Raw genomic sequence first — 12531 nt, 5'->3', positions numbered from 1 at the left:
CCAGCTTGATTCTTCAAGCTTATCGGTACAAGCGAGCCGTCAGGGGCTCGCTTTTTTTATGATTTTTTGTGCAATTGATGACAAAGCTCACTCTTTTTACGGGGTAAATTCATCACCAGAGGACAAATGTCGCCGAGTCACATACACTCAGTGCCAGTAACAATGTAACCTTTAGGTGATTGAAATGAGAATTGGATTTTTTAGCGCAAAACACTACGACATGCAGCATTTTAACCGTACAAATGCCGCATTTGGTGCGCAAATTGAGTATTTCGATTATCGCCTCTGCATGCAAACCGTTAAGCTTGCCGAAGGTTTTGAGGTGGTGTGCGCCTTTGTTAACGATTCCCTCTGTGAAGAAGTGTTAGTCGAGCTTGCCAAAGGTGGCACTAAAATCATTGCCATGCGCTGCGCGGGTTTTAACAATGTCGACTTAGTCGCCGCCAAACGCCTAGGCATGCAAGTGGTCAACGTGCCCGCCTATTCGCCCGAATCCGTGGCCGAGCACACAGTCGCCTTGATGCTGACCCTAAACCGCAAAATCCATAAGGCCTACCAACGCACCCGTGATGCGAACTTCTCCCTCGAAGGCTTAGTCGGTTTTAACATGTTTGGCAAAACCGTTGGTGTAATTGGCACAGGTAAGATTGGGGTCGCCACGATTAAGGTCTTGCTCGGTTTTGGCTGTAAAGTCATAGCCTTTGACCCCTACCCAAATCCTGCGGTAGAAGCGCTCAATGTGGAATATCAGGATCTGGACACCATTTATGCCAACAGCGATATTATCAGCCTGCATTGCCCATTAACCGCCGATAACCACCATCTGCTGAATAAAGAAAGCTTTGCCAAGATGAAACCCGGCGTCATGGTGATCAACACCAGCCGTGGCGGCCTGCTCAATGCCTTCGATGCGATGGAAGCCTTAAAGCTCGGCCAGATTGGCTCCTTAGGGCTTGATGTGTATGAAAACGAAAAAGAGCTGTTTTTCGAGGACAAGTCGAACCAGATCATTCAGGACGATGTGTTCCGTCGCCTATCCGCCTGCCATAACGTGATTTTTACCGGTCACCAAGCCTTCCTTACCGAAGAGGCGCTGGGCGCGATTGCCCACACAACCCTGAGCAATGTCAAAGCGGTGCTCGCGGGTGAGCGCTCTGGTAACGAACTGTTTTAACTGACAGAACCATACCTGACTGCTAAAGTGAGGCTTCAACATTGAAGCCTCACAGAGGAAACTAAATATGTTAGTGACTCAGCAAACTCAGGATATCAACACGTCCACAGGGCCGATGCGCACTTATGTCTATCGCCCAGATGCCCCAGGGCAATTCCCCTGCATCCTCTTCTATTCTGAGATTTTTCAGCAAACCGCGCCCATCGCCCGCACCGCAACTATCCTCGCAGGCCATGGTTTTGTGGTGTTAGTCCCAGAAGTCTTCCACGAGCTGAATCCGATAGGCACAGTGCTAGCCTACGATGATGTGGGTAAAGATAAAGGCAATGCCGATAAATTTGCCAAACCCTTAGAGCAGCACGATAGCGACACCCAAGCCCTTATCGATTTTGCCCGTCAGCAGAGTTATTGCACGGGTAAGGTAGGCAGTATGGGCGTGTGTATTGGCGGCCACTTAGCCTACCGCACCGCACTCAATCCCGAGATTTTGGGGGCGTTTTGCCTCTATCCGACCGACATTCACTCCAATACCCTGCCCTGCGCCTATGACAATGACTCACTGAGTCGCAGCGGCGATATTCAAGGGGAATTAGTGTTAGTGTTTGGCAAGCAAGATCCCCATGTGTCGCCCGAAGGTCGGGTATTGATCCACCAACAATTGATGGCTAAAAACCGCAATTTCAGTTGGTTAGAGGTTAATGCTCAGCACGCCTTTATGCGTGATGAGGGGGAGCGCTACGATCCCGCGCTGGCGCTGCAAATGTATCAACAATCCGTGGCGTTTTTTCACCGAGTATTGAGATAGGCGAAAGTATCAAGCCAACTCATTAATCAAGCGTAATTAATGGGTTGGCTTAGCTAAATGCTTAACTCTGAGCCTAAGCCTCTAAATCTTTACACCTCAGGGCTTACCCTTGTAAACGACTTTGGCTATAGGCCACCAACTCTTGGTTGCTCACGCGGGCAATAAAAGTCTCGTCGAGGAAGAAGTCCACATCATCCCCCGATTTACGGCCCGACAATAACTGAGTGCTGCCATCTTCGTAGGCTAAGGTCATAGTCACAGTGTGCTCATCGGGATAGGCAATTTGCGCCTGAGTCAGTTTAACGGGCGCCGATTTCAGCTCATCACTCACATGGGGATTTACCTTAAAAATCGCATCCACTGGCATATCAACTACCGCAGGCGATTTATCGGTGATCGGGTTCTTACCCGTCCAAAACTCAATAGTGTTAACAATAAACAAATCGCCCGTTGCCGCCAGACCATACACTGGGCTTAACAGAATAAATAAGCCCGCACGGCCATAACGGTTATCTACCGCGCTTAAGTTGCCCTTAGTCACCATTTGGCTCAGACCCATTTGTCCCATACAACCGGTTAATTGTGTGGTTAACAGTGCGCCAATCGTCACGGCTAAGAGTTTAGATTTCATTCGATTCGTTCCCTTGGTAAAAACAAAAACACGAATTCTAAGGATTAGACAGGGCTAAACCGTGCGACGGGGCACAAACCTAGGTAAACAAAAGGGAGTGAATGTAAGCAAGTACGCTGATTTTGTTATGGAAAAAGCTTCAAGCAAGTAAAGCTCACGGGAAGATAATAAATCTCATCAGTTCGCGATGCGCCGACAACAGTTTGCTAATAAATGTACTGCTGCGGCGCACATAAAGGAGAATAGTTACTCGAGGTCGAGTTTCTTTTTGCCATCCAGCAATGCTTGGCGCTCGGCAAGCGGTGCCTGATCGGCCAGCTTCAACACCGCCTTTTGCAGCATCAAATTATTGGGATAGGTGATGGTATCGCCATTGTCCCTAAGGATAAGCACATGAAACAGCGCGATTTCAATAATCACTCCGCTGATATCTTCATCCTTATCCACCACCCGAATGCGTTCACCAATTCGATATGGGAACACAAAGAAAATCAGCACACCAGCGGTTAAATTGCTCAGTATCGACCACTGAGCGACCAAGGCAACGCCCATCACCGCAAACGCGGAGGAGACAAACAGCGACACGTCCTGATAACCCAAGCCAAGGGACACCGCCATCAAAGACAGAGTGATAAAAAACATCACATAGGAAATAAACCGAGTGACAAGACTGGTACGGGCCGCACTCACCTGCTTCATTAGTGAGAGTTTTTTCACCCATTGAGTTAAGGCACGCTGCAAAAAGAGAAACACCGCAAGATAAATACAGGCAAGCAGGATTTGATTTGTCATAATAGCCACTTAAAAAACGAAACCAGCTGAATTCTAACTTTTTTGCACCAGCAGTTATAGAGTCCCAAATCAGCCCAACGCAAATAGAGTAATAAGTACTATGGCCGACGCCACTTTGCTACACGAAACCCAAGATGCCCTAGGGCCGATCCGCGTGCTCGACTATGGTGATACCCGCGTGCTGTCCTTTGGCGACAACGATGAGCAGAGCAAAATTCTTAAAACCGCCCCGCACATCCCACAACATACCTATGTGCAAGGCATGCTACTGGTGTTGTTATTTTGCCAACCGAAAAGCGCCATCGTTCTCGGTCTTGGCGGCGGCGCCCTCATTCATGCCCTGCGCCGCTTCGATGCCGCAATCAAGCTTACTGCGGTTGAACTTCGCCCGGCGGTGATTGAACTTGCCAAGCGTTACTTTCAATTACCGATTGGCAAAAAGCTTAATCTCATCAACCAAGATGCCGTCGCCTTTATGGCATCGGCCGAGCATAAAAAGGTCGATGTGATTTTTGCCGATATCTACAGCGCTAAAGGGGTCGACACGGGGCAACTCTCGCCCACTTTTCTTCAGCAGTGCACACAACTGATTAAACCCAATGGTTATTTAGTGCTGAATTGCTGGAAGGAGCACAGCCAAAATCGCGAGTTACTCGCCGATCTGCAACACCATTTTGCCCACGTGCATGCCTGCCTCACCAGCGGTGGCAACTGGGTAATATTTGCCAGCCAAACACCGCAATCTTTGGGCGCATCGGCACTGAAGAGTCAGGCGCAAACCCTGTCACAACAACTGGATTTTGCCCTTGAACGTTCACTGACTCGCTTTGGCCCTTGGATTTAAGATTAATCTCAGTCAAATGGCTTAAATTAGTTAACCCTAAGACTCAGCTTTGCTATGCTTCTCACTCCCTATTGATATGAGCTGTCACCATGAAAAATAAGAATAAATTTTTGTTAAGCGTTATGGCGCTGGCGTGCCTTAACTCTCTCAATGCTAACGCCGAAACCTTTAGTTTTGACACTCGTAACTCACTCAATTCCGACACATTAGTGCTGTTCCAAAGCGCTGATTCGACAACCTATAGTCTCGATTTTTTACCTCAATCGACTCAAGACCAACTCAACCTTGCGGTCGCCGACAACAGTTTTGCGGGTAAACGCGGTGAAATCTTAGAAATCCTTGTCCCAAGCGAAATCGACGCTAAGCGAGTCTTATTGGTTGGAATTGGCGATGCTAAGACCTTAACACCTGGTGAAATCAATACGTTAGGTGGCAATATTGCCGCCAAGCTTGAAACCGTACCTCAAGCTACTGTGCGTGTGCTGACCCAAGGCTTAAGTAACGCGCCGCTGTTTGGCTCAGAACTGGCCCACGGCATTGAGCTGCGCAGCTACCGCTACACTCAATTTAAAGCCAGCAATCGCGCCGAGAAGAACTATCAAATCGGGGTTGATGACTTAAGCCAAAACCAAAAACACCATAAGAATCTGCAAGCTATCGAAGCGGGTGTGTTTTTAGCGCGGGATCTCACCAATGCGCCAGCGGGGATTATGTATCCCGAAAGCTTTGCCAACGAGGCGCGTAAGCTTAAGTCCCTCGGCGTAAAAGTCACAGTACTTGAAGCCAAAGATATTGAACGTTTAAACCTCGGCGCCTTAGCCGCGGTGGGTAAAGGCAGCGAGCGCCCACCTAAGCTGGTCGTCGCCCACTGGCCCGGTAGCAAAGAAGCCCCTATCGCCCTAGTTGGTAAAGGCATAACCTTCGACTCTGGCGGTTACAATATCAAGGCCACAGGCACCTCTATCGCGCGGATGAAGTCCGATATGGCGGGCGCGGCGACCGTGCTCGGCACTGTCAAGGCCATGGCCATTCAAAAGGCGCCGGTAAACCTAGTCGCGATTATGCCGATGGCGGAAAACATGGTGTCGGGACATGCAATGATCCCAGGCGATGTGATTAAAACCGCCCAAGGCCTCACGGTTGAAGTGCTCAACACCGATGCCGAAGGCCGTTTAGTGTTAGCCGACGGTCTCTGGTATGCCCGTGAGAATTACCGCCCTTCGATTATCGTCGATGTGGCTACCCTCACAGGCTCGAAAGTGGGCGCGCTGGGTAGTGTGTATGCAGGTTTATTTACCGATTCTGAGCCACTGGTGCAGCAGCTCACCTTTGCGGGTCAACAGGTGGGTGAAAAAGTTTGGCGCTTGCCGTTAGATCAAGCCTACGACGATGAGCTCAAATCCACCATCGCCGATTTAAAGAATACTGGTAAAGAAGGCAGCGCGGGAGCATCGTCTGCCGCTATGTTCCTCAAACGCTTTGCGGGTGAGCAACCTTGGGCTCACCTCGATATCGCTGGCAATGCCTTAACCGCCACCGATACCGCCGTGGTGCCTGCAGGCGCCACTGGCTATGGCGTGCGCCTGCTCAGCACTTGGTTAACTCAGCCTAAGGCGCAAAACTAACGCGATATTGTAACGCTAAAACCGAGTCTATGGCTGGTTTGAATGCTAGGTTAAGGGATATCGTCGATATCCCTTTTTTATTGCCCTGCTCTTTTATCACTTCATTAAAGTAAACAATCAATTAGCCGCTAACACGCGCCAGTACTGCAAAATCGATTAATCCTCCCTCTCAAACCCGCTTAATTCGACAAAACCGATTAGAATAATAGTTTTTATGCGTTATATTTATCATTCTGGGCTGGGTAATATGCTTCACATCAACGGGACACAAGTTAAGTGACTCGTACTTAATTCACCATAATCAACTAAATGGAAGCATAAAATGACTCAGTCAATTATCAACAGCACAATCAAACCATTCAAAGCCACTGCTTACCACAATGGTGAGTTCGTTCCTGTAACTGAACAAGATCTGTTAGGTAAATGGTCAGTTGTATTCTTCTATCCAGCAGACTTCACTTTCGTTTGCCCAACTGAATTAGGCGACATGGCGGATCACTACGCTAAGTTACAATCTATGGGCGTTGAAGTTTACTCAGTTTCTACTGACACTCACTTCACTCACAAAGCATGGCACGATACTTCTGACACCATCAAGAAGATCAACTTCCCAATGCTGGCTGACCCAACTGGCGTGATCAGCCGTAACTTCGGTGTGATGATCGAAGAAGAAGGTTTAGCATTGCGTGGTACTTTCGTTATCAACCCAGAAGGCCAAGTGAAAGTTGCTGAAATCCATGACCTAGGTATCGGCCGTAGCGCATCTGAACTGGTTCGTAAGATCCAAGCCGCTCAGTACGTTGCAACTCACGATGGCGAAGTTTGCCCAGCTAAATGGCAACCAGGTGACGAAACCTTAGCACCATCTTTAGACCTAGTAGGCAAAATCTAATCTAGCCTAACAAGAGTCACCCCCGCCAACCTAGTATCTCAAGCTAGTTGGCAGCGCAGTAAGACGGCAATTGCACGAATCCCCATGAGCTTAGTATCTAAGTGATTGGGGTGAGTAAATGCAGCCAACGCAACTGCGGTGCCAAATAGGAAGAGAGAACCGCCCCCTGCAAGGTTCTAGGTTGGCCCCCTCGCGTTTTCAATTATTTCATTTTCAAGGATTTTGGAGTCATCATGTTAGATGCGAATTTAAAAAATCAACTGCAAACCTATCTGCAAAACCTCAAGAGACCAGTTGAACTTGTCGTGTCAGCAGATGAAAGCAAGAAGTCTCAAGAATTAAAAAGCTTAGCCAATGACATCGTTAGCCTTTCCTCTTTAGTGAGCCTCAAAGAAGCTCAAGGCTCTCGTACGCCAGCAATGACAGTGGTTAACACCGATCTCAATACTCAGATTAGCTTTGCTGGTCTGCCTATGGGTCACGAATTTACTTCACTCGTGTTAGCCTTGTTGCACACGGGTGGACACCCAATCAAACTCAGCGACGACGTCATTGAGCAGATCCGTAATCTGCCTGGTAAATATGAGTTTGAAACCTATGTGTCACTCACCTGCCAAAACTGCCCTGATGTGATTCAGGCGCTGAATATGATGGCCGCGATCAACCCGAACATCACCAACGTGATGATCGACGGCGCCCTGTTCCAGGATGAAGTGGCCAGCCGCAACATCATGGCCGTACCGTCTGTGTACTTAAACGGTGAAGTATTTGCCGCGGGTCGAATCAGCATTGGTGAGATCTTAAATAAACTCGATACTGGCGCTGCCAGCCGTAAAGCTGAAGAACTCAGCCTAAAAGCCCCATACGAAGTCTTAGTCGTCGGTGGTGGCCCTGCTGGCGCTGCAGCTGCGATTTACGCTGCCCGTAAAGGTCTTCGCACTGGTGTGGTTGCCGATAAATTCGGTGGCCAAGTCGCCGAAACTATAGGTATCGAAAACTTTATTTCGGTAAAAGCGACTGAAGGTCCAAAACTGGTGGCTAACCTTGAAGCCCACGTTCGTGACTACGAAGTCGACATCATGGATAACCAGAAAGCCGTTAAACTGGCGAGCGATGGTTTATTCGAACTCGAACTGGCAAGCGGTGCTACACTGCGCAGCCGTACCATACTACTGGCAACGGGTGCCCGCTGGCGCGAAATGAATGTCCCCGGTGAGAAAGAATACCGTGGTAAGGGCGTAGCTTACTGCCCACACTGTGACGGCCCATTATTTAAAGGCAAACGTGTTGCAGTGATCGGTGGCGGTAACTCAGGTATCGAAGCAGCAATCGACTTAGCGAACATAGTTGAGCACGTCACAGTACTCGAATTTGATAGCAAACTGCGCGCCGATGACGTACTGCAACGTAAAGCGGCCTCTATGGGTAATATCCATATAATTACTCAAGCGATGACCACTGAAGTGACTGGTGACGGTACCCGTGTAAACGGCCTGAACTACACCGACCGTGCGACCGGTGAAAACCACCATATCGCGCTGGCTGGTATCTTCGTACAAATCGGTTTAGTGCCCAATGCAGAATGGTTAAAAGGCACTGTGGATTTGACTCCTCGCGGCGAAATCATCGTCGATGAGCGCGGCCAAACCTCTATCCCAGGAGTATTTGCCGCAGGTGACGTGACTAACTCACCTTACAAGCAAATCATCATCGCTATGGGTAGCGGTGCCAATGCTTCATTGGGTGCGTTTGATTACCTCATTCGCCATAGCGATGACAGTACCGAGACTACAGAAACTAAAGCGGCCTAATCGTTAACGATTATTCCTATGACTTAAAAGCCAGCTGATGCTGGCTTTTTGTTGCCTTCGAGAAATGGCACTCTTCACAAAGAACGCGCTAATGCTTCTTGCTCTTTAGTATCCAGAGATAAGAAATAACTGTATTTCATCTTTAACCTCCGAACCAAAACACAATACGCTCTGATTCTAAAGAAGTCTAAAACCAAACCGAATAAGCAAAAAGGAATCACTATTACGATACTCATAGTGAGAAAAATATGAATGAACTCAGTGAAATTTCCAAACTCACTCATCACAGTTCGAAGCAGCGCAAACAGCATGCCCCCTAAAGTCAGGTAAATGACATACAAGAATGATAAATAAGTAACCCTTATAAAAGCTCTTAATCCTTTCACCTTGATTCACCCATACTTATCAAATGGACATTCCACTTCCTCACATCCCCTTAGGAAATCATCTATTGAGTACCATGCCTATTTATAAATCTAGGTAGGGGCTTTCAAGCCTAATTTGCATTAAGGTTTCTGGTGTATCGACCGCTTTGAAACCAAACTGGGCGTAGAGTCCATGGGCATCGCGGGTGGCGAGCATTATGCGTCTTAATCCTTGCAGATCAGGATGCTCCATAATTGCTGCCATCATCATCTTACTTAACCCCAAGCCGCGGTGAGATTCGAGGACAAACACATCGGCAAGGTAGGCAAAGGTGGCTTTATCAGTAATCATGCGCGCAAAGGCAAGCTGTTGATTATCCGTATCAAATACCCCAAAACATAAACTGTTGCTAAGCGCCTTTCGCAAGAGTTCAGGCGGCATACCCTGCGCCCAATAACTGTTGGAAATAAATCCATGGATAAGCTCAAAATCCATTTCCGTTTGCGCTGTGCTGACCCGATATTTCATCACTCGCCTCGATTTAGCTGTTATTGACGCTTACCAATAACATGAAAGCCATGGCGAATAACACTAATTTAGCTAATGAATACAAGGCGCCCGCCAGAGTGCCACCGCCATGGTTAGTAAATGCCAAGTGACGATTGATTTCATATTTGAATAAATGAGCGAGATGACGATAAGCCAAGAAGTAAAGCAGCGAAGCGGCAGGCCAAATACCAATAATCAGCATTTGCCCCTGTTCCTTGGTCGTCAAAAGCGCTGACAGAAAAGGAATACTCAAACATGCCGCGTATATCCACGCAAAGCGCTTGAGTAACTGACGAATTTTTTTATCCGATAACGGCTTCAACTGAACTCCTTTTCACCTTTTTCCACGCAATCACTGACTACATCGGCTCGATTTGCTCGACCATCAACTGCAGGGTGAAATTACCGCGATATTCGTTCACATCCAGCTTATAGACGATGCGCGCATGCTGAATTGTCGCATCGGGCCAGGTGTGTAAATCCACATTAAAGGCAATCGCGTCTAACATCGCTGTGCCACATGGGGTTTCAAGCACTAATTTAAGGTGGCGCTCTCCCACGATCCGCTGCTGGATAATCTTAAAATAACCATCGAATAATGGCTCCTCGAAGGACTGACCCCAAGGCCCCGCATTGCGAAGTAACTGAGCGATTTCGAGGGTAAGTTCCGTCGGCGTTAATTCGCCATCGGACCACAGCTCGCCCGTCAGCTGCTCAGGCTTTAATAGTTCATGCACCGCATCATCATAGGCTTTGGCAAAGGTTGCGAAGCCGCCGGACTTTAAGGTTAAGCCTGCCGCCATTGCATGGCCGCCAAATTTGCTGATAAGCCCTGGATGGCGGGAATTAACCAACTCCAGCAGATCCCGCATATGCAAACCTTTAATGGAGCGCGCCGAGCCTTTAATTTCGCCATTCCCCGCATCGGCAAAGGCGATCACGGGTCTGTGGTATTTATCTTTAATCCGCGAGGCAAGAATACCGATAACCCCTTGGTGCCAATCCTCTTGAAAGAGGGCGATGCCCCATGGGAGTTGCTCCTCATTAAGCTTTAGATATTCAAGACTTTTCAGCGCCTCTTGCTGCATCCCCACCTCAAGCTCACGTCGCTCTTGGTTGAGGCTATCGAGTTCTGCCGCCATCCGCCTTGCATACATGATGTCTTCGCACAGCAGGGTTTCAACCCCAAGCGCCATTTCATCCAGCCTGCCGGCGGCATTAAGCCTTGGGCCTACCGCAAAACCAAAGTCCGAGGCGACAATCCTAGCGGGATTACGTTTCGCCACTTCGAGTAGAGCGGTAATACCCACGCGGCAACGGCCGCTGCGCACCCGCGCCAATCCCGCCTCGACCAAAATACGATTGTTGGCATCGAGCGACACCACGTCGGCCACAGTGCCAAGGGCAACAATATCCAGCAGAGTGCCGAGGTTTGGCTCGGCAATGCCGCGGGCTTGATACCAATGACGAGTGCGCAGCTCTGCCCGAAGCGCCGTCATCAGATAAAAGGCAACCCCGACGCCGGCAATCGATTTACTGGCAAACTGGCAACCGGGCTGGTTGGGATTCACTATGGCGTCGGCATCTGGTAACTCATGGCCGGGCAAGTGATGGTCAGTGATCACCACCTGCATGCCAAAGGCCTTGGCGGCGGCTACGCCATCAATCGAGGAAATGCCATTATCCACTGTGATAAGCAATTCTGCTTGTTTGGATGCCGCCACGGCGACAATCTCAGGACTTAGGCCATAACCGTAGTCGAAACGGTTGGGGATCAGATAATCGACCTTGCTCGCCCCCATCATTCGCAGTGCTAACAAACACACACTGGTCGAGGTGGCGCCGTCGGCATCAAAATCACCCACGATCAGTATCGACTTCTCCTGCTGCATCGCATCGGCAATCAACTTAGCGGCCTGCTCCAAGCCCTTCATAGTATCGGGTCTTAACAGGCCTTTAAGCACTAGCTCGCACTCGTTGGGCATAACACCACGGCGGGCGTAAAGCTGTCTTAATAACGGCGGAAGGTGAGCGGGTAAATGGCTATCATCAACGGTTGGACGACGGACTATCTTATGGATCAAGGGAGCAAACTCTTAAGCAATCATGGGGCTAAGATAACAAAAAGGTGAGCCTTAAGCTCACCTTTAATGGGATAAATTTATCCGAAACGGGATTATTTACGCGCTTCTAAGGTACGCAGTAAATCCGCAGGTGGTTGATATCCAGGGATCATGCTGCCATCTTCCAATACGATTGCAGGCGTGCCGTTAACACCAAAACTGGTACCTAACTCATACTGCTCGGCAATTTTGGCATCACAGGTCGCGGCAGACACTTTTTGGCCCGCCTTGGCTTCTGTCATGGCCTTTAATGGATCCTTAGCACACCAGATGGCTTGCATTTCATCGGCATTGGCAGATGGTACGCCAGCACGTGGGAAAGCTAAGTAACGCACGGTAATGCCCATCTTGTTGTAGTCGGCCATTTGGCTATGCAATTTGCGGCAATAGCCACAGCTTACATCGGTAAATACCGTCACTACGTGTTTTTCATCCTTGGCCTTGTATACCAACATATGATCTTCAAGCGGCTTCATCATCTCCAGACGCGGGCCAGCAAGTGCGGCTTCCGTCAGGTTTTTCATCCCCTTATCGAGATCGTACAAGTTACCGTGGAACAGTTTTGTGCCATCACGGCTAATATAGAGCACACCACGATTGGTCATGGCTTGGTATAAACCTTCAATCGGCGAGTCCTGCATTGAAATCACTTCAACGTCTAACATCTCGCTGAGTTTTTGCTTAATCGCAGCGGTGTCGGGAGTGGTCGCCGTAGCGGCGCTGGCCAGAGGCGCAACAACAAGCGCGATAACTAAAGATAATGCTCGGGTCAACTTCATGGGACTTCCTATTAAGTAAATCGCTACTGCGAAATATGGGTCTGTTTATTAGACCTTGTATGGGGGCAAAAAGTTACAGACAAGCCAGATAGAATGCAAATTTATACTGTAACTAAATTCGACCATCCACGGTTTTGTGA

The 12531-nt window shown here is 48.8% G+C and carries 12 protein-coding genes; 6 read left to right on the top strand and 6 right to left on the bottom strand.

The window, feature by feature from the left end; translation table 11 throughout:
• The first annotated feature begins 184 nt into the window (after positions 1-184).
• Both ldhA and B5P39_RS02105 read left to right on the top strand, forming a co-directional pair.
• The gene (ldhA, locus tag B5P39_RS02110) at positions 185-1174 is read left to right on the top strand and encodes a lactate dehydrogenase LdhA (RefSeq protein ID WP_088210283.1); all 990 of its coding nucleotides are present in this window, start codon (positions 185-187) and stop codon (positions 1172-1174) included.
• A 67-nt stretch (positions 1175-1241) separates the two neighbouring features.
• A complete protein-coding gene (locus tag B5P39_RS02105) occupies positions 1242-1979 on the top strand; it encodes a dienelactone hydrolase family protein (protein WP_088210282.1) in 738 nt (245 codons plus the stop codon).
• Between the two features lie 103 nt (positions 1980-2082).
• Here the strand turns inward: B5P39_RS02105 and B5P39_RS02100 are convergent, their stop codons facing one another.
• Together B5P39_RS02100 and B5P39_RS02095 are read right to left on the bottom strand one after the other, a co-directional pair.
• The gene (locus tag B5P39_RS02100) at positions 2083-2610 is read right to left on the bottom strand and encodes a DUF3332 domain-containing protein (RefSeq protein WP_011718124.1); all 528 of its coding nucleotides are present in this window, start codon (positions 2608-2610) and stop codon (positions 2083-2085) included.
• A 246-nt stretch (positions 2611-2856) separates the two neighbouring features.
• Positions 2857-3402 (bottom strand): mechanosensitive ion channel family protein, encoded by a 546-nt coding sequence (locus B5P39_RS02095; RefSeq protein ID WP_011718125.1) that lies wholly within the window; start codon positions 3400-3402, stop codon positions 2857-2859.
• A 100-nt stretch (positions 3403-3502) separates the two neighbouring features.
• Here B5P39_RS02095 and B5P39_RS02090 point away from each other — a divergent pair, with 100 nt between their 5' ends.
• From B5P39_RS02090 to ahpF, 4 genes are all read left to right on the top strand, one after another.
• Entirely contained in the window at positions 3503-4246 is a 744-nt protein-coding gene (locus B5P39_RS02090) for a spermidine synthase (protein WP_088210281.1), read from the top strand.
• 89 nt (positions 4247-4335) lie between these two features.
• On the top strand, positions 4336-5871 hold the full coding sequence (locus tag B5P39_RS02085) for a leucyl aminopeptidase (RefSeq protein WP_011621597.1): 1536 nt from the start codon (positions 4336-4338) through the stop codon (positions 5869-5871).
• Positions 5872-6193: 322 nt separating this feature from the next.
• Entirely contained in the window at positions 6194-6763 is a 570-nt protein-coding gene (gene ahpC / locus B5P39_RS02080; RefSeq protein WP_011718128.1) for an alkyl hydroperoxide reductase subunit C, read from the top strand.
• A 233-nt stretch (positions 6764-6996) separates the two neighbouring features.
• Positions 6997-8574 (top strand): alkyl hydroperoxide reductase subunit F, encoded by a 1578-nt coding sequence (gene ahpF / locus B5P39_RS02075; RefSeq protein WP_088210280.1) that lies wholly within the window; start codon positions 6997-6999, stop codon positions 8572-8574.
• Positions 8575-9042: 468 nt separating this feature from the next.
• On the opposite strand, the gene B5P39_RS02065 is transcribed toward ahpF, so the two are convergent.
• The 4 genes from B5P39_RS02065 to dsbC all read right to left on the bottom strand — a co-directional run bounded on the left by B5P39_RS02065 (position 9043) and on the right by dsbC (position 12391).
• Positions 9043-9468: a GNAT family N-acetyltransferase gene (locus B5P39_RS02065; RefSeq protein ID WP_088210278.1), complete on the bottom strand. Its 426-nt coding sequence runs from the start codon at positions 9466-9468 to the stop codon at positions 9043-9045.
• Between the two features lie 13 nt (positions 9469-9481).
• Entirely contained in the window at positions 9482-9811 is a 330-nt protein-coding gene (locus B5P39_RS02060) for a hypothetical protein (protein WP_011718131.1), read from the bottom strand.
• Positions 9812-9848: 37 nt separating this feature from the next.
• Complete coding sequence (gene recJ, locus B5P39_RS02055; protein WP_088210277.1) at positions 9849-11573, bottom strand: single-stranded-DNA-specific exonuclease RecJ; 1725 nt, start codon at positions 11571-11573, stop codon at positions 9849-9851.
• A gap of 92 nt (positions 11574-11665) precedes the next feature.
• A complete protein-coding gene (gene dsbC / locus B5P39_RS02050) occupies positions 11666-12391 on the bottom strand; it encodes a bifunctional protein-disulfide isomerase/oxidoreductase DsbC (RefSeq protein WP_011718133.1) in 726 nt (241 codons plus the stop codon).
• Between the last annotated feature and the right edge of the window lie 140 nt (positions 12392-12531).

It is taken from the genome of Shewanella sp. Shew256 (genome assembly GCF_002196695.1).
GTDB lineage: Bacteria > Pseudomonadota > Gammaproteobacteria > Enterobacterales > Shewanellaceae > Shewanella > Shewanella mangrovisoli.
This window is presented reverse-complemented; position numbering and strand designations above follow the sequence as displayed.

Excerpts from the sequence above, each read along its gene's own strand:
- ahpC (WP_011718128.1), top strand. The coding sequence starts at position 6,194 with ATGACTCAGTCAATTATCAACAGCACAATCAAACCATTCAAAGCCACT.
- B5P39_RS02090 (WP_088210281.1), top strand. The coding sequence starts at position 3,503 with ATGGCCGACGCCACTTTGCTACACGAAACCCAAGATGCCCTAGGGCCG.
- B5P39_RS02100 (WP_011718124.1), bottom strand. The coding sequence starts at position 2,610 with ATGAAATCTAAACTCTTAGCCGTGACGATTGGCGCACTGTTAACCACA.
- B5P39_RS02085 (WP_011621597.1), top strand. The coding sequence starts at position 4,336 with ATGAAAAATAAGAATAAATTTTTGTTAAGCGTTATGGCGCTGGCGTGC.
- B5P39_RS02065 (WP_088210278.1), bottom strand. The coding sequence starts at position 9,468 with ATGAAATATCGGGTCAGCACAGCGCAAACGGAAATGGATTTTGAGCTT.
- ahpF (WP_088210280.1), top strand. The coding sequence starts at position 6,997 with ATGTTAGATGCGAATTTAAAAAATCAACTGCAAACCTATCTGCAAAAC.
- B5P39_RS02105 (WP_088210282.1), top strand. The coding sequence starts at position 1,242 with ATGTTAGTGACTCAGCAAACTCAGGATATCAACACGTCCACAGGGCCG.
- dsbC (WP_011718133.1), bottom strand. The coding sequence starts at position 12,391 with ATGAAGTTGACCCGAGCATTATCTTTAGTTATCGCGCTTGTTGTTGCG.
- ldhA (WP_088210283.1), top strand. The coding sequence starts at position 185 with ATGAGAATTGGATTTTTTAGCGCAAAACACTACGACATGCAGCATTTT.
- B5P39_RS02095 (WP_011718125.1), bottom strand. The coding sequence starts at position 3,402 with ATGACAAATCAAATCCTGCTTGCCTGTATTTATCTTGCGGTGTTTCTC.